At 40.1% G+C, this 25,233-nt stretch carries 27 protein-coding genes and 1 pseudogene; 20 read left to right on the top strand and 8 right to left on the bottom strand.

All coding sequences use genetic code 11. The features are described 5' to 3' along the window. The first annotated feature begins 42 nt into the window (after positions 1–42). From AM592_RS21245 to AM592_RS21205, 9 genes and pseudogenes are all read left to right on the top strand, one after another. A complete protein-coding gene (locus AM592_RS21245) occupies positions 43–684 on the top strand; it encodes a YczE/YyaS/YitT family protein (protein ID WP_053605623.1) in 642 nt (213 codons plus the stop codon). Between the two features lie 157 nt (positions 685–841). Further along, the gene (locus AM592_RS21240) at positions 842–1,207 is read left to right on the top strand and encodes a hypothetical protein (RefSeq protein WP_053605622.1); all 366 of its coding nucleotides are present in this window, start codon (positions 842–844) and stop codon (positions 1,205–1,207) included. Positions 1,208–1,348: 141 nt separating this feature from the next. Beyond that, the gene (locus AM592_RS21235; protein WP_053605621.1) at positions 1,349–1,549 is read left to right on the top strand and encodes a hypothetical protein; all 201 of its coding nucleotides are present in this window, start codon (positions 1,349–1,351) and stop codon (positions 1,547–1,549) included. A gap of 215 nt (positions 1,550–1,764) precedes the next feature. Further along, complete coding sequence (locus AM592_RS21230) at positions 1,765–2,526, top strand: HAMP domain-containing protein (RefSeq protein ID WP_053605620.1); 762 nt, start codon at positions 1,765–1,767, stop codon at positions 2,524–2,526. Next, positions 2,480–3,118: a sensor histidine kinase gene (locus AM592_RS21225; protein ID WP_053605619.1), complete on the top strand. Its 639-nt coding sequence runs from the start codon at positions 2,480–2,482 to the stop codon at positions 3,116–3,118. The genes AM592_RS21230 and AM592_RS21225 overlap by 47 nt, the downstream gene beginning before the upstream one ends. Then, positions 3,096–3,781, top strand: a pseudogene (locus AM592_RS21220) (response regulator transcription factor). The gene AM592_RS21225 and the pseudogene AM592_RS21220 overlap by 23 nt, the downstream one beginning before the upstream one ends. A 22-nt stretch (positions 3,782–3,803) precedes the next feature. Continuing rightward, positions 3,804–4,316 (top strand): DUF2269 family protein, encoded by a 513-nt coding sequence (locus AM592_RS21215; RefSeq protein ID WP_053605618.1) that lies wholly within the window; start codon positions 3,804–3,806, stop codon positions 4,314–4,316. Between the two features lie 45 nt (positions 4,317–4,361). Then, entirely contained in the window at positions 4,362–4,982 is a 621-nt protein-coding gene (locus tag AM592_RS21210; RefSeq protein ID WP_053605617.1) for a flavin reductase family protein, read from the top strand. Positions 4,983–5,372: 390 nt separating this feature from the next. After that, positions 5,373–7,319, top strand: coding sequence for a lipoteichoic acid synthase (locus AM592_RS21205; RefSeq protein ID WP_053605616.1), 1,947 nt, complete (start codon positions 5,373–5,375; stop codon positions 7,317–7,319). An 82-nt stretch (positions 7,320–7,401) separates the two neighbouring features. On the opposite strand, the gene AM592_RS21200 is transcribed toward AM592_RS21205, so the two are convergent. Next, the gene (locus tag AM592_RS21200) at positions 7,402–8,274 is read right to left on the bottom strand and encodes a DMT family transporter (protein ID WP_053605615.1); all 873 of its coding nucleotides are present in this window, start codon (positions 8,272–8,274) and stop codon (positions 7,402–7,404) included. Positions 8,275–8,396: 122 nt separating this feature from the next. Here AM592_RS21200 and AM592_RS21195 point away from each other — a divergent pair, with 122 nt between their 5' ends. Next, positions 8,397–9,155 (top strand): IclR family transcriptional regulator, encoded by a 759-nt coding sequence (locus tag AM592_RS21195; protein WP_053605614.1) that lies wholly within the window; start codon positions 8,397–8,399, stop codon positions 9,153–9,155. Positions 9,156–9,278: 123 nt separating this feature from the next. Here AM592_RS21195 and AM592_RS21190 read toward each other — a convergent pair whose 3' ends face one another. The 4 genes from AM592_RS21190 to AM592_RS21175 form a co-directional block, all read right to left on the bottom strand. Next, positions 9,279–10,148, bottom strand: a complete 870-nt coding sequence (locus AM592_RS21190) for an alpha/beta fold hydrolase (RefSeq protein WP_053605613.1) — start codon at positions 10,146–10,148, stop codon at positions 9,279–9,281. Position 10,149: 1 nt separating this feature from the next. Further along, complete coding sequence (gene nadE, locus AM592_RS21185; RefSeq protein WP_053605612.1) at positions 10,150–10,968, bottom strand: NAD(+) synthase; 819 nt, start codon at positions 10,966–10,968, stop codon at positions 10,150–10,152. A 114-nt stretch (positions 10,969–11,082) separates the two neighbouring features. Continuing rightward, on the bottom strand, positions 11,083–12,057 hold the full coding sequence (locus AM592_RS21180; protein WP_053605611.1) for an aldose 1-epimerase: 975 nt from the start codon (positions 12,055–12,057) through the stop codon (positions 11,083–11,085). Positions 12,058–12,185: 128 nt separating this feature from the next. After that, positions 12,186–12,422 carry a hypothetical protein gene (locus tag AM592_RS21175; RefSeq protein ID WP_053605610.1) on the bottom strand — a complete coding sequence of 79 codons (237 nt, stop codon included), beginning with the start codon at positions 12,420–12,422 and terminating at the stop codon, positions 12,186–12,188. A 251-nt stretch (positions 12,423–12,673) separates the two neighbouring features. Here AM592_RS21175 and AM592_RS21170 point away from each other — a divergent pair, with 251 nt between their 5' ends. The 4 genes from AM592_RS21170 (at position 12,674) to AM592_RS21155 (ending at position 15,103) form a co-directional block, all read left to right on the top strand. Next, on the top strand, positions 12,674–13,318 hold the full coding sequence (locus AM592_RS21170) for an SDR family oxidoreductase (protein WP_053605609.1): 645 nt from the start codon (positions 12,674–12,676) through the stop codon (positions 13,316–13,318). Between the two features lie 156 nt (positions 13,319–13,474). After that, entirely contained in the window at positions 13,475–14,287 is an 813-nt protein-coding gene (locus tag AM592_RS21165; RefSeq protein WP_053605608.1) for an AraC family transcriptional regulator, read from the top strand. A gap of 65 nt (positions 14,288–14,352) precedes the next feature. Beyond that, positions 14,353–14,736, top strand: coding sequence for an MmcQ/YjbR family DNA-binding protein (locus tag AM592_RS21160; RefSeq protein ID WP_053605607.1), 384 nt, complete (start codon positions 14,353–14,355; stop codon positions 14,734–14,736). After that, positions 14,726–15,103, top strand: coding sequence for a VOC family protein (locus AM592_RS21155; protein WP_053605606.1), 378 nt, complete (start codon positions 14,726–14,728; stop codon positions 15,101–15,103). The genes AM592_RS21160 and AM592_RS21155 overlap by 11 nt, the downstream gene beginning before the upstream one ends. A gap of 50 nt (positions 15,104–15,153) precedes the next feature. On the opposite strand, the gene AM592_RS21150 is transcribed toward AM592_RS21155, so the two are convergent. Continuing rightward, complete coding sequence (locus AM592_RS21150) at positions 15,154–15,630, bottom strand: chromate efflux transcriptional regulator ChrS (protein ID WP_053605605.1); 477 nt, start codon at positions 15,628–15,630, stop codon at positions 15,154–15,156. Positions 15,631–15,995: 365 nt separating this feature from the next. Between AM592_RS21150 and AM592_RS21145 the strand changes: the two genes are divergently transcribed. The 3 genes from AM592_RS21145 (at position 15,996) to AM592_RS21135 (ending at position 18,777) form a co-directional block, all read left to right on the top strand. Then, a complete protein-coding gene (locus tag AM592_RS21145; protein WP_053605604.1) occupies positions 15,996–17,606 on the top strand; it encodes a gamma-glutamyltransferase family protein in 1,611 nt (536 codons plus the stop codon). Between the two features lie 65 nt (positions 17,607–17,671). After that, on the top strand, positions 17,672–18,250 hold the full coding sequence (locus AM592_RS21140; protein ID WP_225970296.1) for a chromate transporter: 579 nt from the start codon (positions 17,672–17,674) through the stop codon (positions 18,248–18,250). Next, positions 18,250–18,777 carry a chromate transporter gene (locus AM592_RS21135; protein ID WP_053606210.1) on the top strand — a complete coding sequence of 176 codons (528 nt, stop codon included), beginning with the start codon at positions 18,250–18,252 and terminating at the stop codon, positions 18,775–18,777. Before AM592_RS21140 ends, AM592_RS21135 begins: the two co-directional genes overlap by 1 nt. 475 nt (positions 18,778–19,252) lie before the next feature. On the opposite strand, the gene AM592_RS21130 is transcribed toward AM592_RS21135, so the two are convergent. Further along, a complete protein-coding gene (locus AM592_RS21130; RefSeq protein WP_053606209.1) occupies positions 19,253–20,578 on the bottom strand; it encodes a coiled-coil domain-containing protein in 1,326 nt (441 codons plus the stop codon). A 382-nt stretch (positions 20,579–20,960) separates the two neighbouring features. On the opposite strand from AM592_RS21130, the gene AM592_RS21125 reads away from it, so the two are divergent. Next, a complete protein-coding gene (locus AM592_RS21125; protein ID WP_053605603.1) occupies positions 20,961–21,953 on the top strand; it encodes an LLM class flavin-dependent oxidoreductase in 993 nt (330 codons plus the stop codon). 5 nt (positions 21,954–21,958) lie between these two features. Here the strand turns inward: AM592_RS21125 and AM592_RS21120 are convergent, their stop codons facing one another. After that, complete coding sequence (locus tag AM592_RS21120) at positions 21,959–22,462, bottom strand: cupin domain-containing protein (RefSeq protein ID WP_053605602.1); 504 nt, start codon at positions 22,460–22,462, stop codon at positions 21,959–21,961. Positions 22,463–22,592: 130 nt separating this feature from the next. On the opposite strand from AM592_RS21120, the gene AM592_RS21115 reads away from it, so the two are divergent. Together AM592_RS21115 and AM592_RS21110 are read left to right on the top strand one after the other, a co-directional pair. Then, positions 22,593–23,933, top strand: a complete 1,341-nt coding sequence (locus tag AM592_RS21115; protein WP_053605601.1) for an MATE family efflux transporter — start codon at positions 22,593–22,595, stop codon at positions 23,931–23,933. A gap of 261 nt (positions 23,934–24,194) precedes the next feature. Beyond that, on the top strand, positions 24,195–25,211 hold the full coding sequence (locus AM592_RS21110; RefSeq protein ID WP_053605600.1) for an acyltransferase family protein: 1,017 nt from the start codon (positions 24,195–24,197) through the stop codon (positions 25,209–25,211). Positions 25,212–25,233: the final 22 nt, after the last annotated feature.

The raw sequence follows: 25,233 nt of genomic DNA, 5'->3' as shown, positions 1-25,233 counted from the left end.
GTTATATTATTTCACGGACAATAATAGAAGGAAGGGACAGTATTGAAACACGAGTTGCTTATACGCTGGCTTTTTTATTTTGCGGGACTCTTTATTCTCGCTTTCGGCGTGTCGTTGACAATCGAAGGAAAAGCTTTAGGAATATCACCGTGGGACTCCTTTCATTATGGATTATTTGCACATTTCGGTTTAACGATCGGTCAATGGTCGATTATTGCCGGAGCATTTATTATATTTGGTACATGCTTGTTTACGAAATCACTGCCCAAGCTCGGCGCATTAATTAATATGCTGCTGATCGGGCTGCTTATAGACTTTTTTACAATGATCATTCCAGAACCGCACAGTCTGATCGTATCAACAATTACGTTTATTACCGGCGTTTTAATTATTGGCTATGGAATAGGCATCTATGTATCAGCTGGATTAGGAGCCGGCCCAAGAGATACACTGACGATGTTAATCTCCGAAAAAACCGGTATGAACGTGAAAAAGGTCAGAAACATGATTGAAATCAGCGTTTTAGCTATCGGCTGGCTGCTTGGAGGACCAATCGGGATTGGCACGATTATCATTGCCCTATTTACCGGTACGATTTTGAGCTACTCCTTGCCGCAGTCAAAGCATCTGTTAGAACTTATCATTATAAAATTTGCTGAAAAAGCATCACATCCGGCTCATTAGGCTAAGCATTCTCTATAATGCTTGGCTTTTTTGTTTGGGTTCTTTTCATTAACTCTGTTGAAATTTATCAAGTTGACAATTACTTATTTTGAACAAATGCTATTTATGATAGGCTAAAATAACCAATCAACAAATATAGTAAATAGAGAGGAATTAAATGAGAAAAATAAAATGGCTTCTATATGGAATTATTGTAATTTTCATTATCCTAAGTGGGTTTGCATATCAAAAAATTACAGACGATACTTATAAGGGAATGACCATTATTCCAGAAGAGCACAAAGACATCCCTTTATTCAAAGGGTTAAAACCAACTGAACATCAATATATTATTGAAGGTAATCATTGGATTGATATCTATGAATTTTACTCGAAAGCACTTCCTAAATATGGGTGGGTCGTTAAAAATAAGGACTCGGCACTTAACGATGATGACTCAGAAAATGATTGGAGCGGATTTAATTCTCGATGGATAAAAAAAGGATTTGATGCTGAGTTATTGATTTTAGCCCACTACAATTAATTAGAAGATCAAACAGAGGTCATTTTCGATAAAACTCCAATCTATAATTCAACAATTTGGATAGATAAAGTTCCAGAACGTATCTGTATCTACCAAAAACCGTCTGATAACAACTGTACTGAAATAAATGATAAAAACAAAATGGAAGAAATTACTCGTTTTATTAACGAAGCGACTGATTGGAATAAAGATATAGAACCTCGCAATGAATCAAAGGTAATTGAACTTGGAAACTTAGAAATAAAGGTTCTCTTTGAAAGCGATAAAGAAATTTATTTACAATCAGAAAAAGGTACAAAAATGATGAAACCAGAACACGAATTCTTTGAACTTTTAAAATAGATACAATAGGTCACTTTTTAGAATTCAAGAACGGGGCTTCCACTTTTGGAAGTCCCGTTCTTGAATTTAAGATTTAACAAATCATGTATTTAAAAAAAGTTAAACATTAAGTTAAAAAAATTTAAACATCCCCATTTATTCTAAAAGTGCCTAAGAAATAAAAGTGCATAATTTTCTTGTTCATCCTTGCAGTGTAATGTTTTTTATGCTGGGTTATGATTGTTTTTAGAACACGGAATTCACATAGAAAGCTGGTGAAATCGATTCGTACGTCGTCAATAAGAAAAAGACTGCTGATCTCCAATATTTTGATGGTCGTTATTCCATTCCTATTATTTGTAATTGCGGTATTTAGTTTACAGGCTTTTTATTTCAATAGCGGTGACCATATAAGCTGGCGAAATGATCATTCTGCTGTATCTGCCAAGCTGCTAAAACAGGCGAATCTCACACCAGATAAGCTTACAGACTCTGCATTTCTTTCTGAAATCAATGAAGAATTAAATCAAAAACAAACCACTCTTGCGATTCTAAAAGGAAATGAAACGATTTATCTCTCCCCGGGAAGTTCATCGGTGAAGAGCAGTGACCTGCCGGCTTTTGGTGCAACAGGCCCTCCGTTTACAAGGATCGGGCATGACTTCTTTTCATTAAAACAGCTGGATTTTTATTATCCAGATGGGGAGCAAGGTTCGATTTTTTTAATTCAAGATGCCAATGTATTTTCAAGTTTTTTCAAAACCTTTATTCCTATCCTTTTAGGAGTCATTCTAATTGGGTTGATTGCTACAAACGGTTTCCTAACTTATTTCGTATCAAGAAGCATCATAAAACCGGTGAATCAGCTGTCTCGGGCAGCTAAAAAGATAAGCACAGGAGAATTAGATTTTACCATCACATCCCATAAAAACGATGAATTAGGGAGGAATCATGGACGGGGTCGCCAATACACCAGAAAAAACACAAGAATACATTAAGGTTATCTTTGCAAAATCAAAGGAATTAGATCATTTAATTGACGAGCTCTTTTTATACTCAAAGCTTGATTTAAACAAAATTACCTTCCATTTTGAAACAATAAATATTCGCGCTTATCTTATGGATTTTATCGAGGAACTTACCTTTGATTATCAAAAGGATGGTGTAACCTTTACACTTAAGGCAGAGGCGAAGGACCCTTATTTGGTAAAAGTAGACAGAGATCAGCTAAAAAGAGTCCTTATCAACATTGTTGGAAACAGCCTGAAATATCTTGATAAGGAAAATAAGAAAATTACACTAAGCATTATTCCGAAAACGAATCACCTGATCATCCAAATAAACGACAATGGCTCAGGAATACCAGAGGATGTTCTCCCCCATATTTTTACCAATTTTTTTAAAGCGGATCCTTCAAGGGATTCAGCAAAAGGCGGCAGCGGACTTGGACTGGCGATTGTAAAGGAAATCGTAAAAGGGCACGGCGGTTCAGTTTGGGCAGAGAGTACGATGGGAGAAGGAACGACTATTTCCTTTACTCTAAATAGAAAGAATGAAGGTGAGCAATCTGAAGAACATACTCATAATTGAAGATGAAGCAACCATTGCAAATCTTGAGCGAGACTACCTTGAAGCAAACGGCTTTTCCGTTGATATATCGGGTACAGAAGATGACGGACTCTATCAAGCCATGACTGGGAATTATGATTTAATTATTCTCGACCTTATGCTGCCTGCAATCGATGGATTTGAAATCTGCAAGAAGATTAGAAATACGAAAAACATCCCGATTATCATGGTATCTGCAAAAAAGAAGATGTTGATAAAATCCGTGGACTTGGAATCGGAGCTGATGATTATGTCGTTAAACCGTTTAGCCCGAGTGAATTGGTGGCAAGAGTGAAGGCCCACATATCCAGATACAGCCGGCTGACGAACCATGCGGAACCTAGTGATGAATTATATATCGACGGCATCCGAATCGATAAACGGTCCCGCAGAGTATTTGTCCATGAACGAGAAGTCATTTTTACCTCAAAAGAGTTTAACTTGCTCTATTTTTTAGCTGTGAATCCGAACCAGGTGTTTAGCAAGGAGGATTTGTTTGAAAGAATTTGGGGTCTGGATAGCATGGGTGATGTGGGCACAGTATTTGTCCATATTCGTAAAATCAGAGAAAAAATCGAAACTGATCCATCCAAACCGAAATTTATTGAAACGATTTGGGGCGCAGGCTATCGTTTTAAAGCCTGACCTCTAAAAGGAGGAAGCTCAAATGAAAAAAATCAGCCTCAACCAAAGAAAATCACTTTTGCTTCTTCATATCTTATTTGCCGCCATATGGTTTGGCACAACCGTTGTTTTTCTAGTTCTGAGCATTAATGCGGCCGCAACTGAGAATGAGCAAACTCTTGTCTCATCCTATACAGCAATGTATTTACTTGCCTCATCAAGCGGAAGAGTTTCAATTTTCGGCACGGTAATTACCGGAATTCTGTTATCCGTCCTCACTAACTGGGGCCTGTTTAAACATTACTGGATCATTGCAAAAGAGGTACTCTCACTCGTTATGATGGGATTAGGGCTCGTTGCTATCTATTCCATCAGCCTAAATGCTTTCAACGTTTCATCTGCAAACGGACTGGCAGCCAAAGAGATGATTAATCAAGGCTGGCTCTTCACAGGTGTGATTTTGCAGATTCTGTCTTTGATTTTGACATTCTGGCTCTCTGTAATTAAACCATGGGGCAAAAGAAATGCTTCTAGGCCGAGCAAAATTTCTCTCTAATCAAACTGTAAGTGATATACTAAACGGAAGCAAGGAGGGATTTGTGTGTACAAAATTGATGCAAATGATATTTCTGCTAAGGATAACTACAAAATTTTGTCAGGCAGTGTCATCCCTAGACCGATTGCCTTCGTCAGCTCCATCTCTTTAGAAAATCAAGTTGTAAACGCTGCGCCTTTCAGTTTCTTTAACGTTGTTAGCTCGAATCCCCCGCTCCTTTCCATCTCTGTTCAAAGAATAAACGGAGAAATGAAGGACACTGCAAGAAACATCACAAACAGCAAAGAATTCGTCATTCACTTGAGTGATGAATCGATTATCGAGGAGATCAATAAAACAGCTGCCTCCCTCCCGCAAGACGAAAGTGAGCTGGAGCAAACATCGCTATCTTTAGTGGATAGTGAAAAAATTTCAGTGCCGGGAATTCGAGAAGCAAAAATTCGATTTGAATGCAGACTTGAGCAGCATCTAACTTTTGCAAACGATCATAATGAAGAAACGACGGATTTGATAATCGGCAGAGTGCTTTGTTATCACTTACACAATCAGGTGTATGATCCTGCTAATGGCTACATACTTTCGGAACACTTGGCGCCAGTCTGCAGGCTAGCAGGAAATGACTACGCTGCTCTCGGAAAAAAATTTACGATCGAAAGACCATTATAGAAATAACACTAGCCATTCTCTCATATTCACTCGAAAGAGCGGATATCCCAAAATTTCCATCAATGCCTAAATGTCATAGAAATTTAATCTTTTTTAAATCACCAAATTTAATCAAATAACGACATTTTTTTCCGGTTCATATATTCTGCTTTTATTTCCTACTTTCCTTGATATGAAGGCATTTCCAACGGTTATTACCTCTCACAAATTATAGAGATTTTCGGTAATGAAGAAACTCTCCACATTTTAACTAGACTATTTTCACTTGAAAAAATGAAGACTTAAAAATAAAATGGATAGGTGAATCAAACTTCGATTCACAGAATTGTAAATAGAGATATGGAACCATGTAAATTTTTTTTAAATGTTTTAAAAAAGGAAGAGGAATGAATGAAAAAAATTTTTTCAAATAAGATGAGCTTTTTCTTATTAGCTGTTGTCCTGGTATGGGCGAAAACCTATGCCTCGTATTTTATGGAATTTAATCTTGGTGTAAAAGGCGGATTTCAGCAATTTTTATTATTCCTTAATCCATTCAGTGCAATAATTGTGTTCTTAGGCCTTGCACTGTTTGCAAAAGGAAGGATTTCCGCGGCCATCATTTTGATCATGGATGCTGTCATGACCTTAATCTTGTACGCAAATATCCTATTTTACCGATTCTTTGATGATTTCTTGACGTTTTCAAATTTTATCCAAAGAGACAATCTAAGTAACATGCAAGACGGTGTATTTGACATTATGAACTTTCACGATGTCATCTACTTTCTTGATTTTTTGATTCTCATCGCGATTATGATTTGGAGACCGGAAATAAAAGCGTTTAAAATGAGCAAGAAAATGGCATCGCTTGTTATCGTTAGCGGCCTTGCGTTATTTATGATTAACTTGGGACTAGCTGAGAAGGATCGCCCTGATCTGCTATCAAGAACCTTTGACCGGAACTACATCGTCAAATATTTGGGACCATACAATTTCACCGTTTATAACGGGATTGAGACAGCCAAGTCTGAGTCTCAAAGAGCTTATGCGACAAGTGATGATTTAACGACGGCCAAAAACTATACAAGTGCTCATTATGCCGAACCGAATCCAGAGTATTTCGGTGTCGGAAAAGGAAAAAATATTATTAAGATTCATTTGGAAAGCTTTCAATCTTTTTTAATTGATTACAAATTAAACGGTGAAGAAGTGACTCCATTTCTTAATAAGCTTGCCCGCGGAGAAGAAAACATGACGTATTTTGATAACTTCTTCCATCAAACCGGGCAAGGAAAGACAGCAGATTCGGAACTGTCCCTTGATAATAGCTTATTTGGTCTCCCTGAAGGCGCTGCTTTTATGACAAGAGGACAAAATACGTATCAGTCGCTTCCGGCGATTCTTAATCAAAAAGAAGGATATACAAGCGCAGTGTTCCACGGCGATTATAAATCCTTCTGGAACCGTGACCAGATTTACAAGCAATTTGGCGTCGATAAATTTTATGATGCCGGCTATTACAACATGAAAAATGAAAATTTAATTAATCTTGGTTTAAAGGATAAGGAGTTCTTTTCTGAGTCAATGCCGATGCTTCAGTCCTTAAAGCAGCCTTTTTATGCTCATTTACTGACGCTTACGAACCACTATCCGTTTATTCTCAATGAGCAGGATGCGTCACTTGACAGGGGAACAACAGGTGATAGCACGGTTGATGGTTATTTCCAAACGGCGCGTTATTTAGATGAGGCATTGGAGCAGTTCATCAATGATCTAAAAGCTTCCGGTTTATACGATGATTCCATCATTATGATTTACGGTGATCATAATGGAATATCAGAGAACCACAATCGTGCCATGGCAGAGGTTCAAGGAAAAGAGATTACGCCTTATCAAAATATGCAGAACCAGCGGGTGCCGTTGATGCTTCATATCCCTGGCAAAGAAGGCGGAGTCAATCACACATACGGCGGTATGATTGACGTCATGCCTACACTTCTTCATTTGCAAGGGATTGATCAAAGGAACTATATTAACTTCGGGACCGACTTGTTCTCGAAAGAACATGACCAGACAGTTGCCTTAAGAAACGGAGACTTTATCACACCGAAGTACACTTCTGTTGATAATACCATTTACGATACGGCTTCTGGAAATACGCTGGAACCAAACGAACAAACAAAAAATATTAAAGAAAGGGTGGAGCAGCAGCTCAAGCTCTCAGATCAGGTTCTTTATCAGGATTTGCTGCGCTTCCATGACCTTGAAGATTTCAAAAAAGTGAATCCTTCCCTTTATCACTACGGAAATAAAAATAGTGAAGAAGGAAGCAAAAGTCAAAAAGAAGGACAATAAAGCAAGACGATTATAAAAAACCTTGGTGAGAAATTATTTTCTCGCCAAGGTTTTTTCTGTCACGATATTCTTGAAGGAAAATTCATCGTTCAGAAGCTTTCCTGTAACTTGTTAAAAAGGCGCCGCTGATCGTAATAATACCTCCTAAAAGCGTGATGCCAGTTATTTGTTCATGTAATAGCAGGACACCTAATACTACTGTCCAAACAGGAAGCAAGTTGATGTATGGAGCTGCTGTTCCCGCTCCAACTATTTTAACCCCCGTATTCCATAAGAAGTAAGCACCTACAGAGGCGAACGTGCTGACATAAATGACACTTAACCATGCGTTACCTGTCATATGTATCATATCTGGCTTCACCGCTCCTATACAGCTTATGGCACTAAAAAGCGTTCCGTAGAAAGCCGCCCCTGCTGTCATCGTCAGTGGATCCAATTGCTTTCCATATCGTTTTCCGAGCACAGTGTACAATCCCCACGCCAAACAGGATAAAAGAATTACAAGCTCTCCAACAATAGAGCCTTCAGAAGATGCTGAGTGTTTCCCTTGTACTAAAATAATAACGCCTGCTATTGATACTACAGCACCAATCCAAGCTTTCATTTTTATAGTTTCTTTCAAAAGAAAAGGAGTAAATAGTAAAATTGCGATCGGAATTCCTGCCGAGATCATACCAGCTTGAGATGCACTTATAGATCCCAGCCCTAAGTAAGTTAACGTTGAAAATGCAAATACACCGAAAAATCCTAAAATCATAAATTCCTTCCACTTTGAAACAATCGGGAATTTCTTTTTATTGATAGCCAGCAATCCCCAAAGCAGAATAGTCGATATCCCCCATCGAATTGTGTTCAGTAACGGTGCAGGCAACGCATCTGCTAAATAACGTCCGCAAATAAAATTGCCGCTCCATAGAAGTGTAGCAAGTACTAATAGAAAAATTCCGCGTTTCATAGAAAACTTATCCTCCAAACTCTAGCTCATTTCAATTTTGTATCAATAATGGACACTTATGTATCAATAATGATACAATTAGAATAAAATTTGTGTTGCAAACTGTCAAGGGGGTACAATAAATGCCGGTAACAGAAGGTGTTAATAGTGTCGTACATGCGATTAGAATTTTAGAACAATTTAAAAATGGCGCGGGTTTGAGTGCAGGAGAAATTAGCAAGCTCACAGGAATCCCAAGAGCAACAGTCTATCGTTTGTTAAAAACGTTAAGCCTTCAACAGATAGTGAGACAGGGGGATGACAAAAAATATCGCCTTACATTACGTTTGATGGAATTAGGAAACGCCGCGTTAGCCATCCCGTCATTGCAGCAAACAGTTTATCCTTTTCTTGTTTCTCTATCAGATATCACTGGTGAAACTGGTCATTTTTCTGTATTAGATGGCTACCATGTTGGATATATCGCTAAGAAGGAATCTCCTCATCCATTTCGAATGCTGTCTTATATCGGTTGGCGCGGCCCTTTGCATGCAACAGCTGCTGGCAAGATGTTATTATCATATTCAAATTCGGATTTTATAGATAGTGTTTTAGATCAGAAGCTACATCAATATACCTCTCACACAATTACAGACCCTGATAGGCTAAGACAGGAAATTGAAAATATCCGATCCTCAAAATATGCGATCGATGATGAAGAATTAAGCGAAGGATTACTGTGTTTTTCTGTTCCTGTTTTTTTTGAAGAAAAAGCGATAGGCTCCTTATCCGTATCTGGGCCTAAACAACGCTTACTACAAAAAACAACTGACGAGTTCATTGAGATTTTAAATCAAAAGAGCGAAGGGATTACGAAGAAGCTAATGTATGGGATCAAATAGATTAAATCCTTCTTTATCGACCTTGCCCTGTCGTTAAAGAAGGATTGTCTAACTACACCAGGAGGGGAACTTGATTTGAAAAAAGGACCGATATTTCCGATAGAAAAACTCCTAAGTTCAAAGTCAGCAGCCATATAACAAAAATTGCTTCACTGTTTGATTAAATTTGTCCGTCTCTTCATTTTGCGGCCAATGGCTGCACCCCTCAAATAAAAAGAGATTCGAATTCTTTATGCTTTCATTAGCTGAGATCGCGCAGGAAAGCGGGATCGTTTTATCTTTTGTACCCTGAACAAGCAATGTCGGCATCCTGATTTCAGATAATCTTTCAAGAAAATTTGACTTGAGCCCCTTTTCCATTAGCTCGCTTCGTAAAAATGAGCAATAGGCTCTTCCTGCCTGAGGATCCTGCGAAGCCAGATAAACCTCTTCAAGCAATTCATCGCTTAGCTTTTCCTTGGCACAAATTAATCCTGATAACAGCACCCTTTTCGTCAACAAGCGGCTTCTGCTTTTTTGCAGCACCAGATACCCCCATTCCATTACCGCTGTCTTTATCGAGAAAGCAGTAAGAGGGTGAAACGGCAGTCTCTGCATAAGTCCATAGGAGGAGACCAACACCAATTTTTTTGTCCGAGCAGGATGTCTCAAAGCAAAAGAAAGCGCAATTGCCCCACCCATTGACAGCCCAATTATACAAATTTCTTTTTCATTAATGTGGTCTAAAAACTGCTCTAAAAACGCAACATAGTAATCGACAGTGTAGTCGACCTCAGGCTTTTCGCTTTGTCCATATCCGGGGAGATCAGGAGCAAATACGCGAAATTCTTCTGCTAACTCCCCCAGCACTCTGCTCCACGAGATAGAAGCCGAATCTAAACCGGATCCATGTATAAAAACAACCGGAGATCCTTTATCACCGGCTGTAAAATATCGTATGTTCATATCATTTATCACTGTACTCACACTTTGAACCGTACGATTATCCTGCAATTTACTTCCACCAATCATCAAACATGGATACAGGTACTTGACGTTTATGTTCGGTAAGCAGATAGCGCTTTTCTAGCACTTCTTCGACTTCTTTTCGGACAGGCTTCCCTTCCAAATAGTCGTCAATATCGTTATAAGTAACCCCAAGCTCTTTTTCATCCGCCTGTTGAGGAACCTCATCCAGAAGGTCAGCTGTCGGCGATTTTGTATAAAGCCGTTCAGGAGCATCTAATTCCATAAGCAAACTTTTGCCTTGACGCTTTGACAAACCCGTCAACGGCAGGATATCGGCACCGCCGTCTCCGTATTTTGTGAAAAACCCTGTCACCGCTTCTGCTGCATGATCCGTACCGATGACAAGCAGCCCGTTTTGCCCGCCAACTGCATATTGGACAATCATTCTGACACGCGCCTTTACGTTCCCTTTGTTAAAATCGGATAAGTGCTCATTCGTTTCAATTCCATACTGTTCAGCGAATGCGCTGACCGTAGATTGAATATTAAAGACTATAGAGTTATCGGGGCGAATAAACTGAAGTGCCAACTGGGCATCAGCTTCATCGGCCTGTGCGCCATGTGGCAGCCTGACAGCAGTAAACTCAGCTTCTTCACCCTCGTTTCTTAATTCCTCAACGGCCAATTGCGCAAGCTTTCCTGCAAGCGTTGAATCTTGTCCCCCGCTAATTCCCAAGACAAAACCTTTAGCACCTGTTTTTTTCTTATACTCTTTCAGAAAGTCTACTCTTTTTCTAATCTCGCTTTTTGGATCAATCTCTGATTGCACATTTAGGGCATTTATAATCTGTTCTCTTAAAGACATCTTTGCTTCCTCCTAATTTTAATGCAATTTATCTTAATTTAAAGATACCAATCCTCGCAATTGAAATAAAGGGATATGTATGGATTTTTACTATTCAAAGCACTAGCCATCCTGCTAAAGGCTTGAGATTGTAAATGTAGACATACAAGTAATGGTCTGATCTGGATCCAAACCTTTCAATCCTGTCAATGAAGCTGACTGATTCACGTTTGGCGCATTCGTTACCCACGTATAGGGCTCAAGACATAACAAACCCTCTGCTCCATTAAATGCAACCCAATGCTTAAACGAGTGATCGCACTGATATTCAACCTTCAAGTTCGCGGCATGATCCGTTAATGCGGCGATACTGTTACCCTGCTGATCGATATCAGCAAGAAAAATATCATCAAGCTCTCTGCCAATCGGGCTCGTCTCTTCTTTGTAATTGTGCTCACTCGATTTTAATTCACCCGTAGGCAAGGAGCGTTCATTCAGGATCCATTGCTTGCTGACAGGAAGTGTGAACGTGCAAGCTTCTTTGTCACCCTTGTTATTCAGCGGAAATGGAAAAGCAGTATGGTAGCCGAAGCCAAAGGGCATTGGTTTATCACCAAGATTTTTCATTTCGCCTCCAACACGAAGGCTTGAACCATCAAGCGTGTAAATCATTGTTATTTTAAAAGAGTGTGGAAAAACCCTGATAATATCGGGGAAATGGCTAGATTGCAGCTCGGTTTTTACGACCGCTTTTCCATCCTCTAATTCTGCACTTTTTAAGCTGAAAGGTTTATCATGCAGAAAGCCGTGAAGATGGTTTTCTTTGTCTGTTTCATTAACCTCCAGCTGATAATCTTGTCCGGCGTAGCTCATTTTCCCTCGATCGATTCGATTAGGAGGAAAGAGAATCGGTATTCCGTAGAAAAATGGAGCTGAGAGATACTCTTCTGATGACTTCGGCACATTCAAAACGTTTACATTTTCTTTTTTCCATTGTAAAGAAATAAGATTGCTTCCCCAGGATGGAATAAGTATCGCGTCCAAATATGAACTGCTTAATTTAACCGCCTTTTCGTCTAAATATTCTACGTGTTCAATATGATTTGTCATCAATCCAGCTCTCCTTCATATTTAACAGTCTATTGTATCAACATCGGCAAGCAATAATTTACGACCTTGTTCATTCGAAATGGACTCGCTCATTATTAAAGCCAGTGCCTTTTTCTTTTGCACAGCTTCTATATCTCCGGCAACACGATACGCCCGGTCAAAGCATCACAAGCAAATGCCATGTCAAAATCGGCGATCTTATATTTTTGAATCAAATCCATATTCACTTCCGCATGGTAAAGAATGGGTTCAGCTCTACTTAAGAGTGCATACAGTCTGGACAACAGCCACTCCCCACGAGAGAAATTAACCGGCTGCCCCGCGATTCCCCAATGAAAACGGGAAGCATGTGCCATATGGAGCATCGTGGTGTCTTCTTCTTTAGTTCGAGTTGGTTTTTCTATGTAGTCCCATGTTTAATTAATTTGATCAACTGCCAATTTTCTATGCTGTCCATCAGATAATGCATCTTCTCTTTTCATATATATCCCCCTGCCATCCGATTTTAATCCTATCATAGCACATCGAAATGTGAGAATTATCAATCAAGATCTTTGATAAAAAATTCGCGGCTTGAAATAATAGAAGCAGATGAATAGAGAAAGGAGTTTTATACATGAACGTACTGATAATCGGGGCAAACGGACAAATCGGCCGTCAGCTAACAGAGCTTCTGCACAACAGCAAGGAACATCAAGTTACTGCAATGGTCAGAAAAAAAGAACAAGCTGAACATCTGAAACAATCAGGAATTAATACGGTGATTTCCGATCTTGAAGAAAGTGTAGAAAGCTTGACTGAGGCTGCAGGCGGCAGTGACGCGATTATTTTCACCGCTGGATCCGGCGGGACAACCGGCTACGACAAAACGCTACTCATTGATTTGGACGGCGCGGCGAAAACGATTGAAGCAGCAGAAAAAGCAGGAATTGAACGTTTCATCATGATCAGCGCGCTGCAATCCCACGTAAGAGAGAACTGGAATGAAGCGATTAAGCCCTACTACGCAGCGAAACACTATGCGGATAAGATTTTGGAAGCAAGCAGCCTGAATTACACGATTATCCGCCCGGGGCGATTATTAAATGATCCTGGAACCGGCCAAATTTCAGCTGCGGCAGATCTTGAAAGAAACAGCATCCCGCGTGAAGACGTAGCAAAAACAGCGCTAGTTGCACTTAATGAGAAAAATACTTACCGGAAAGCGTTTGACTTGGTTTCTGGGAATGTGCCGATAGCAGATGCATTAAAGGAGTTGTAAGCTCAGTAAGCCTGTCTTAGAAATGGACAGGCTTTTAGTTGGTGATGGAGAATGATCGGGTTTTCCGTCGATATGATACAAGAGCTAGAGCTATTTTATCTATAATGATAAAGTTAAAAAAGACAACACGTTTATTAAAAAGGAAGTGACATTCCGATGCACCCTTTCCGACCACTCCAACCACCTGCCTTTCAACAAGAATTCTTCGATCCATGTTATCGCTATCAAGAATATGCGCCAAGCAAGAATTTAGAGAAATATATTGCTTGTTATTGGACAATTAACATTCGGGCAAAAGATAAAAATAAGCTGCATCGTGTCATCCCTGATGGCTGTGTTGATATTATTTTCGACCTGCGATCCACTTCTGTTTCAAAGGGAGCTTTTGCAGCAGGGGTTATGCCTGAATACATGGTCACGTATTGCTCGGAAGACCAGTCTTTATTTGGCATCCGATTTTATATCGAAACCGCTCACTTTGCCTTGAGTCATCCTATTTCTTCGATTACTGGCAATCTGGTATTTCTCGAAGATATATGGGGCCATGAAACAGCTTTTGTTTGGGAGGAAATTTTAAATGCAAAAAGAATTGAGAAAATTATTCAGATAGTTGAGTCTAAATTAAAAAACCGTTTTGAAAAGCATGAATTCAAATCAGATGGTTTTCTCCAAACGGCACTGAATTATATGTATGCTTACAAAGGAAATCTTCAAATACGTTTACTGGCAGAAAAAATCAGCTGGAGTGAGAGGAGTTTAAGAAGAACATTTCAAAACGAACTAGGAATAAGTCCAAAAGAACTATTAAATATTGTTCGGTTTCAATATCTATTACAGGATCTGAAACAAGGCAGCCACTCTCGTTTCGTTGATATGGCTCTTACTTCCGGCTACTATGATCAACCACATTTGATTAACAGTTTTAAACGCTATTACGGTTTATCACCTTCTGACATTTTCGGTTCATAATCTGTCCGTTTTTTCCAAGTCATAAAAAAGATAAATAGTTATGCTGATGAATGAAGGAGGTTTTTATGGACCATTCAACTTTAGAAGCCTATTGCCTTAAGTTACCGGGTGCCGTACATGATTATCAAGCGGATTGGAAAGCTGACCGCTTTCAAGTAGGCGAAAAAATGTTTGCTATGATCGGTGGTCACCCGACAGGAAAGCCCATTCTATCATTAAAATGCAATCCAGAATACGCAGAAGAATTAAGAGAAAGCTATGAAGGGATTATGCCCGGCTACTATCTGAATAAAACACATTGGAATTCAATCTATATCGATTCAGATCTTCCAGAAGAGCTATGGGAGAAGCTAATCATACATTCTTACACATTGGTTTTTCAAAAATTAACGAAAAAAGTTCAAAAAGAGATTAGTACAGCAGAAGGAGGCAATCAAAATGGGAATTAAACTGGACATGGTAGGTATTGTAGTGAAAGACATGAAGAAAGCCTTGGATTTTTACCGCGTGCTAGGATTTGAAATTCCTGAGAGCGCAAACGAAGAGCCGCACGCAGAAGTAGAGCAAGCAGGTTGTCGACTGGCTTTTGATACACAGGAAATTGCAAAAAGCGTATACGGAAGCTGGGCAGAACCTTACGGGCACCGGGTTGAATTAGCTTTTAAGTGTGACAGCAGCGATGCACTTAATGAGTTGTATTCAAAAATAATCCAGAGTGGATATGAGGCACATCGTGAGCCTTGGGACGCGTTTTGGGGGCAGCGCTACGCAATTGTCAAAGACTCGGACGGTAACCTCATCAGTCTTTTTGCCTAAAGCAAAAAACAGCATTCTCGCATCTCCCGAGATTGCTGTTTTTATTTTTTCTATAACTTCATCCCCATACGGCTTTTATAACGCTTAATCAGCATTTGACAATCGACGCTTACTACTCCTTGAAGAGGATACAGCTTTCCAGTTAAAAAGTTTTCCATTTCTTGCTCGTTTGAAAAAATCCCGTGCATGTGCAGCTTGCTCGGCCCTGTCATATGATAAAGGCTTGTCACAGCCTGTTCTCTTTCCAGCTGGTCGGCCACTGTTTCTAAATACTTCGGCTCTACCTCCACATTAAAAAACACCGAAACATGAATGCCCACCTTCACCGGATTGATAACTGCGGTGAATTTTTCAATGATTCCTTCTTCCATCAAATTGTTAATTCTAGCTTGAACAGCGACTCTCGAGAGGCCGATCCGTTTTCCTAAATCAGTATAAGAAATCCTGCCTTCCTCATGAAGGATGGAAAGGATCTTTTTATCCGTCTCATCCAAAGTCAAATCCGGAATAAAATAGTTTTCTGCCACTTGAGCTCACTCACTTTCGATATGTTTTGGAAAACAGATTTATATCTTCATTTAGAAACTAATATATCATTTATATGTCCAAGTTGGAAAAGAATAAATGATTATGACAGAAAACAATACCAATATTATACACTTTCGATACGACATCAATTAATAACATTTTAAATCTTTTCGTTTGTATATTTATATATTTAATTTATCTAATCAATTATTATTATTTTTTTCATTACGTTTTGAAATTTTTTTCGTTAAAAACCCTATTTCTTTTTTCTTAAAGATGCTATAATTCTGACTATATTCCTACGCCCGAACTAGCTGGGAAAGACTTAAAAAGCTACTGTATAATGATCGGAGACTGAGCTGCTATGATAAAATTTGATCCATTGTATCACCCTTATTCTTCTATAAGAAACACAGTATACGGAAAAAAAGGAATGGTTGCCACCTCGCAGCCGCTTGCTGCACAGGCCGGGCTCGAGATATTAAAGAAAGGCGGCAATGCCATTGATGCTGCAATTGCCACAGCAGCCTGCTTAACCGTGGTGGAGCCAACGTCAAATGGGATCGGCGGCGATGCATTCGCAATCGTTTGGACAAAGGGCGAAATGCACGGGTTAAACTCAAGCGGCCCTGCTCCAAATAGTATCAGCATTGATGCTGTAAAAAACCAAGGACACGAGGAAATGCCTAAATATGGATTAACTCCGGTGACTGTACCGGGGGCTCCTGCTGCATGGGCTGAGCTTTCAAAAACATTCGGCCGTTTGCCTTTAAAAGAAGTTCTGCAGCCAGCCATTACTTATGCAAAAGAAGGATATCCGGTATCCCCGACTCTCGGGCACTTTTGGAAAAAAGGCTATCAATCTTTTAAAGACACACTAACGGATGATGTGTTTGAAGGCTGGTTTAAAACCTTTGCACCAAATGGCAAGCCTCCCGAAATCGGCGAGATATGGAAATCTCCAGGTCACGCAAGAACACTGGAACTAATCGCAGAAACAAATGCTGAAGCCTTTTACAAAGGAGAGCTCGCCGAAAAGATCGATGCTTTTTCAAAAAAACACGATGGATTTATTCGCAAAGAAGATCTTGAAGTCTTTGCTCCGGAATGGGTGAAACCAATCTCTGTGTCCTACAAAGGCTATGATGTGTGGGAAATTCCCCCTAATGGGCAAGGAATTATTGCACTGATGGCACTGAATATGCTCAAAGATGATACGTTCCATTCGAGAGATAGTGCAGAAAGCTTCCATTTACAAATTGAAGCGATGAAGCTTGCATTTACAGATGGGCTTCAGTACATTACGCAAAAGGATAAAATGGGAGTGGCGGTCGAACAATTGTTGTCCAGCCAGTATGCGAAAGAACGCAGAGACTTAATTGGAACAGAAGCGATCGATCCATTTCCAGGTAAGCCTTCAAAAGGGGGAACCGTTTATCTTGCAGCCGCCGATGATGAAGGAAATATGATCTCATTTATCCAGAGCAATTACATGGGATTCGGCTCTGGCGTGGTCGTGCCGGAAACAGGGATTTCATTGCAAAACAGGGGCCATGGCTTCAAATTGGACCCAGATCACGATAACTGCTTGGAACCCGGCAAAAAAACCTATCATACGATTATTCCCGGATTTCTTACAAAAGACGGGAAGCCGGTGGGTCCATTTGGTGTCATGGGAGGATTCATGCAGCCGCAAGGTCATTTACAAGTCGTTATGAATCTGATTGATTTTTCTCTGAACCCCCAAGTCTCCCTGGATGCGCCCCGCTGGCAATGGGTCAAAGGGAAAAAGGTTCTGCTTGAACCATCATTCCCAGAACATATCGCCCACGCACTTGCAAGGAAAGGCCATCAGATTGAATGGGCGCTCGATTCAGGATCGTTCGGAAGGGGCCAAATGATTATTCGCCAAGAAAATGGGGTTTTAGCAGGCGGAACCGAGTCACGAACAGACGGAGCGATTGCTTCATGGTAGAAAAAATAAGATAACAAAGCTTTCCTGATATTCAAGCTTTGTTTTTGTCGAAGAAGGTGTATTCGTTGTTAAAAAGATATGTAGAAATTTTTATCGGAATGTTCCGTGCCGGTATGCTGGGCTATGGCGGTGGACCTTCCTCCATACCGCTTTTATACAAGGAAGCTGTTGATCGTTTTAAATGGTTAACAGATGAAGAATTCTCTGACACACTCGCAATTGGAAACACATTGCCAGGACCAATTGCGACGAAAATGGCCGGTTATATCGGCTACCGGGTTGCGGGAATCATTGGTTTGCTTATTGCAATTATCGCGACAGTCATGCCAACCGTCATTTTATTAAGCATTTTTCTTAAGTATCTATATGCCTTTAAGGATTCCGGCTGGGTAAACGGAATTACTACGGCTGTACAACCCGTGATTGCTGTCATGCTGTTTGTCATGGCTTACAGCTTTATGAAGCAATCATGGAAGGGTCAAGGAATGAAAAAGACCATTTTTTTAGGTGTGATTAGTTTTGTTCTTTTATTCTTTGCAGGCCTGCATCCTGCGATCTTAATCGGTGCCATATTGCTTTACAGCTTTGTGACCGGTAAAGAAAAAGAGAAATCGATCACACGCGGGGAGTCGACAGGCGTATGATGATTTACTGGCATCTTTTCTTAGCATTTTTCGTACCTGGCATCGTCGGCTACGGGGGCGGTCCCCCATCGATTCCTCTTATACAATATGAGGTTGTCGATCACTATGAATGGATGACGAATAGTGAGTTTGCAAATACACTGGCATTAGGAAATGCCCTTCCTGGACCAATAGCAACAAAAATGGCCGGTTATATCGGCTATGAGATTGGCGGCGTACCAGGTGCTGCAGTTGCATTATTTGCAACAATCGCCCCATCCCTCATCGTAATGATTGTCTTAATGGGAATTCTATTAAAATTTAAAAATTCCCCCCGTATCAAAAAAATGACCGGAATGATCAAGCCAACCATTGCCATCCTCCTTGTGATGATGTGCTATGAGTTTGTAACAGGTGCATGGGAAAAAGCAGGCTTGTGGCACACGCTTTTCCTGCTTGCATCCAGCTACCTTCTGCTTGAAAGGTTTAAGGTTCACCCAGCCTTTGTAATCGTGCTTACACTTGGTTATGGTGCATTTTTACTGTAATAACGAAAAGCTGCCTGAGAATGTCTCGGCAGCTTTTTTGTTGTTCTGGCGGATGTTAGTTGAATATCTGATTTATTACGTTCTGACTATGTATTTGTAGAGACTTGCTTAGTTGAATCGACTGGCTCGGCTCTATTAATTGCACGGATAACATTCATAATTACACTAGTGTACGCCTTTTTTGCACCGTTGCTCGCTTTTATTGCACCGTTGTTCAACTTTCGATGCACAGCTTATTTGCACCGGTGTAACCTTTATTGCACCGATACTCACCTTTTTTGCACCGAATGTATGCCTTATTGGCACTGGAGCTCTTCTTAGAATGAACAAGTAGTTCACTTCTTAATCTGAACCAGTATACCTATTATATACTGGCTCCCAACACTCTCATTTCGGGTTTACAATTCAGAAATTAAAAAAACAGCAATCTCCTAATTTCAGTGTTTAAGAGATTGCTGTTATGGGAAATTAATTACTATTCAACGACTCTTTTCACGACACCACTAAAGTGTCCGCCCCAATAGGAGCTGCTCATAGAGTCTACTGATACGCCGTCAGATGAATTGCTGTTTAAGAATTTACCGTTTCCTAGATAGATTCCAACGTGACCGTTCGTTTTATAAGTGTCGAAGAAAACCAAGTCTCCGCGTTTCATTTCAGATGTGCTTACGGATCTGCCTTTACCAACAAGAGTGTCCGTGGTAGCTGCATAACCGTTGCCTAATTGAAGACCGCCTTGATCATAAGCCCATCTTACAAAAGAAGAACAATCAAATCTTCTGTTTGCAATATCAGAAGCCGAGCGTCCGCCGCCAAATACATAAGGGGCTCTGCCGACAATGCTCATTCCTGAGCTTATCGCATTCTCAATTATTTGTGATTTGTTTCCGCTTGGTGCAGAATCTTGAACCACTGGAGCACTCGCAGTTTTAGCAGCAGGTTTGCTCGTTTTTTCAGAAGATGTTGAGGTTACTTTTGCTGAAGCCTCAGCAGCTGTTTCTTCTTCGACCTCTGCCAGTGCAGCTTTCTGCGCTTCTTTTAATTGCTGTTCTTCTTGCTTAACGGAGGCAGCTTGATCTGCAAGGGCATTAGATTTGCTATTTAGATTACTAAGCTCTTTTTCTGCTGCTTTCTGCTTATCTTCCATACTAGCAAACAACGCATCTTGGTCTTCCATCTGTTTGTCTAGCTCTGCTTGAAGACCTTCAAGCTCCGATAACGTGTTTTGGATTTTTTCTAATTTTGAGTTCAAATCTGATTCAGATACTTGAAGCTTTTTCTTGTCTTCTTCCTGAGCTGCAAGCAAATCTTTATCCGCGGAAACAATCGTTGTTACCGCACTCGCACGGTTAATAAAATCTCCGAAGCTTTCAGATCCTAAAAGCACATCTATGTATCCTAAAGACCCGCCATTCTCTTGCATCGTACGGACTCTTTCCTGTAAAACTTTATTTCTCTTTTCGATTCTTTCTTCTGTTTCTTTAATTTCTGCTTTCAATTTTTCGATTTGTTGCTTTGTTTCTTCATTTTCGTCTTTCTTATTTTCTATTTTGCTGCTCGTATCAAGTGCTTTCGTATCGAGTGCCATGATTTCTTTTTGAATTTTCTTCAGATCTTCTTTAAATTTTTCGATCTCAGCTTTTTTCTCACTAATGCTGTTGTCTACATCAGACTTCTTTCTTTCGATTTCCTGTTTCTTCTCTTGAATATTTGTTGCAGACGCTGTGTTCCCAAAAGGGAGTATGAGGCCGCTTGTCCCGATAACGGAAACCAGACCGATTGTGATGATTTTCTTTTTCACGTTCATTTTCCTCTCTTCCATTTCTGAACTACACTTTCCACTAACAATTTAATCCAAATAGATTACAAGTGAAAGAGTTCTGCAATGTTTTTAGTTCGATAAAACTAAGACTTAATACCCGAAAACTAAACCAAAAAACTAAATACCAGCAAAAAATACCATATTCTTTTCAATTATTAATTCACGTGACAAAGTATGTAAAATTGACAATATATTATATAGAAGTGTAATCTTATGTCGTTATTTTTGATTATTTAATGTACATTGGTTATTATATCGACAAAAGACGCCAAATTATATTACAGTTTCATTTCATTTTAGTATCATAGCGTAACATTCTTCATATAGACTGTTAGACCTAATTATTTGGGAGGACAAGGTTATGATTACATTCAGCATATTAGATCAGGTTCCCGTTCCAAAAGGAAAAGACCATTCTTCCGCTTTACAGGATTCAGTCACTCTTGCCAAACTGGCAGACAAATCTGGCTATAAACGCTACTGGTTCGCCGAGCATCATAGTACAAAAGGACTTGTCAGCACTTCACCGGAAGTCATGATCGCCCATACCGCTGCCAATACGTCTTCCATCCGGATAGGATCAGGCGGAGTACTCCTGCCTCAGTACAGTCCATTGAAGGTCGCAGAGAATTTCAGACAGCTGGAAGCTCTTTATCCAGGAAGAATCGACTTAGGAATCGGCCGTTCTCCCGGCGGAACAACAAAAACAAGACTTGCCCTTACTGACGGCATAAAAAAAAGCTTGACCGAGTTCCCCCGACAGCTTCAGGATCTTATCTATTATTTAACGGATACCCTTCCAGCCGAGCATGAATATGCCGGGATACAAGCTTCTCCTCCCGTTCCTGCTTCACCTGAACTATGGTTGTTAGGATTGGGAGAAAACAGTGCAAAGTTAGCGGGAACACATGGTATCGGCTATGTTCAAGGCCATTTTATCAATCCTGAAAGAGGGGAACCCGCTTTTGCCATGTACAAAGATCGCTTCCAGGCTTCTACGTTTTTTTCCAAACCGATGCCGCTGGCTGCTATTTTCATAGTTTGTGCTGAGACAGATGATAAGGCGGAAGAACTATGCCTTAGCCAGGATCTTTGGCTTTTGCGAGTAGAAAAGGGATTGGACAGCAGGATCCCGAGTGTTAGTGAAGCGAAGTCCTATACTTATTCTGCAGCGGAAAAAGAGAGAGTGCTCCAAAATCGTAACCGCATGATTATCGGATCTCCTTCAACAGTGAAACAGAAGCTGCTTGAACTGTCCGATCGCTATCAAATTGAAGAAGTGATGGCAGTCACCAACCTTTATGATTTTGAAGAAAAAAGAAGGTCATTCGAACGATTAGCTGAACTTTTTTGAAATAGTCAATCTTCCTTCCAATGGGTAAAAATCGTATCGTCCCCAAAAAGAGGATCCGCTTTAGGAAGCGGTACCACTTTTATATTTTGAATCGCTTCCTCCCTTTCTTCTGCTTTTCCCGTTTTTAAATCAAAGCCGCTGCCGCCAGGGTATGCACCTATCACTTTGAAATCGTTGCTGGACTGAATTTTTTTGTGCCCTACGCCTGCCGGAATAACAACAGTGTCTCCTGCTGTTACCTTCACTTGCTTTCCTGCCTCTCCTCCAAATTGGAGAAGCGCTTCTCCGCTGATAACGCCCAATACTTCGTGGGTGTTGCTGTGATAATGATGATAGCCAAAAACTCCTCCAACCCAGCTGTTTTTCCAATCATTTTGATCAAAAATTGACTTAGCTTCCCCAGTACGCCCATCTAACACTTGCGTATAGATTAATAAAGGCAATGTTGGGTTATTTGGAATCTTTCCGTCATCTTCAAACAAAAGAGTATCGATTCTTCGTTCTGCCATTTTATCTCGCCTCCTTAATCCATTTATTCCACTGCTGGAAACACTTAAAACGCGGATAATCTTTATAGTTTTGTATACGATAATGCTGGTAAAATAGAAGGCAAAAGCATTTAGAGGGCAGGGGTTTTACATGAATCATCGGACTTATTTATCTTTGGCATTTCCTCTTATTATTTCAACGATATCAACTCCATTACTTGGAGCAGTAGATACAGCCGTAATCGGACAGCTCCCTGATCCCTCTTATATTGGCGGAGTTGCGATAGGTACGATCATTTTTAATACCATGTATTGGCTGTTCGGCTTCCTGAGGGTAAGCACATCTGGGTTTGCGGCCCAATCGCTTGGTTCAAACAACCATTTTGACAGTATGATGGCAATCATTCGGCCTTTTTTTATCGCACTCATTGTTGGAGTTATATTCATTCTGTTTCAGTCGCCGATTTTGCAGTATTCTTTAGTATTTATCGGTGCGGATGCTTCCGTTAGTCAAATTGCAGCAGAGTATTTCTATGTGAGAATATGGGGAGCTCCCTTCACTTTAATGAATTATGTCATTTTAGGCTGGCTGATGGGGATGGCTCGCATTAAGGATACGCTGATTCTGCAGCTTTCTATGAATTTCCTCAATATTGCACTCGCGTTACTCTCTGTGAACGTGTTTCACATGGGAATTTTAGGGGTTTCATCCTCTACCTTGATTTCCGAAATTGCCGCATTTTTTGTCGGTATTTGGATGATCAATAAGCGAAGGAACGATTCTTTTCATATTTCATTTAAACAGGTGAAAGAGGAGCTGCTAGACCCGCTTCCCTTCAAGAAAATGATGATTGTAAATCGCGACCTCTTTATTAGAACGATATGCTTGCTTATCGTGTACAACACCTTTACAGCAAAAGGTGCTTCCTTTGGGGAAGAAGTCCTGGCTGCAAATGCAATTCTCTTTCAAATTCACTATATAATGGCCTACTTTTTTGACGGATTCGCAAACGCTTCAAGTATATTAGTAGGTAAAGCAGTCGGAAAGAGGAGTGAGGATTCTTACTTGATGACGATTAAACTTTCAATTCTATGGTCGATAATTGCCTCATTTACCCTTGCAGGCTGCTTTTACCTTACAAAGGATTTTATTATTTCAATTTTCACCCCGCTTAAACGGATTTTGGATTTGACTAATGACTATGCCATTTGGCTCATTTTGTTTCCGATATGCGCTTGTATCGGGCTCGTTTTTTACGGCGTTTTTATTGGCGCTACAGAAGCAGGTTCTATACGGAACTCGATGATTTATTCTTGTATTCTATATTTGTTAGCTTTATTTTTGCTCCCGCCAAGTCTTGGGAATCATGGATTATGGATCGCATTTATTTTGTTTAGTTTAGGGCGCTCCATTTTCTTGCTATGGGATATTCCGAGATTAAGAAGAAAGATTTTTATCTCGCAGCAACAAGCTGTAAGACCTCCGCATTAAGCGATGGATTCTAGCGGGAGTTAGCTTCCCGCGTGCAACAGTCAGTGGGAACGATACCCCGCTGACTGGATTATCTAAAGAAACCGCTTTCTACCCTTTAACCCCCACCATGTAAATACCTTTTATTTCCTCCAATGTTACAAATGTCATCTTTGCAATAGTCTATCATTGACTCGTTAGAGAACTGTAAACTCGTTTACAGCCTTTCTGGTTTATAGTGATATTTAGAAAGCTTCAACAAGATGTAAAGGAGGGGATGTAATGGGGAAACGAATCGAGTGGATTGATGCGGCCAAAGGAATCGGAATTATTTTGGTTGTAGCAGGACACGTTCCAACGACTGATCCCATTAAGCAGTTTATCTATTCCTTTCATATGCCGTTATTTTTCTTTTTATCAGGGCTTGTCTTTAAATCAAAAGACCTCGGTTTAAAAAGCTTTATTCAAAAAAAAGCAAGAAGTTTGCTATTTCCATATGTTTGTTTTGCGATCATTACTTATTTGTTTTGGTTTACTGTAGAAAGACATCTCCCATTTAGCTCAGACAGCAACGTGGATCCTTTTACTCCATTTATGGGCATTTTTCTTTCAATCGAAGATAATCACATGATGACTTATAACCCTGCTGTTTGGTTTTTAACTGCTTTATTTTTGGTTGAAATTGCCTTCTTTCTATATACAAAGGTTGCGAAGGGAAGGTTCGTTGTCTTATTTGCAGCCTTATGCGGGGCCATCGGTTATTATGGATCGCTGAAACTGGATGGCAGCCTTCCATGGAATGTGGATGTTGTCTTTACGGCAATCGCTTTTTATGCTTTCGGCTATGCTATGAAAAATCACCTGGCACAACATAAACCAAAAAGAACGCTGATCACTTGTGTTTTGTTATTTATAGTAACCGCTTATGTTGAATCGTATAACATTAGAGTTGATATGCGAGGAAATGATTACGGCAATGGATTAGTCTTTTACCTAGCGTCTTTACTTGGAATTGCAGGAACCATTTATTTGAGCCACAAGCTAAAACGAGTTGCTTTTCTCACCTATCTGGGAAAAAATTCGATCGTCATTCTGCTGCTTCAGTTTGTAGCGATTCCGATTGTAAAAACCTTTATCTACTATGGGATGGAAATCGATATCAAGGATACGGATACTGCAGCTTGGACCCTTTTTTATACCGTCTCGATTTTATTGTTTATGATTCCATGCATCTCATTTTTGAATAAATATCCTCTTTTGTTGGGGAAAGTATCCCAGAGGAGAATAGAAAACCTGTAGAGTCGATAATTTCTGCAGGTTT

Origin of the sequence: Bacillus gobiensis (assembly GCF_001278705.1) — a bacterium.
In the GTDB taxonomy this organism is placed as follows: Bacteria; Bacillota; Bacilli; order Bacillales; family Bacillaceae; genus Bacillus; species Bacillus gobiensis.
Note: the sequence above shows the minus strand (reverse complement) of the source record. Positions and strands in the feature narration are given on the sequence as shown.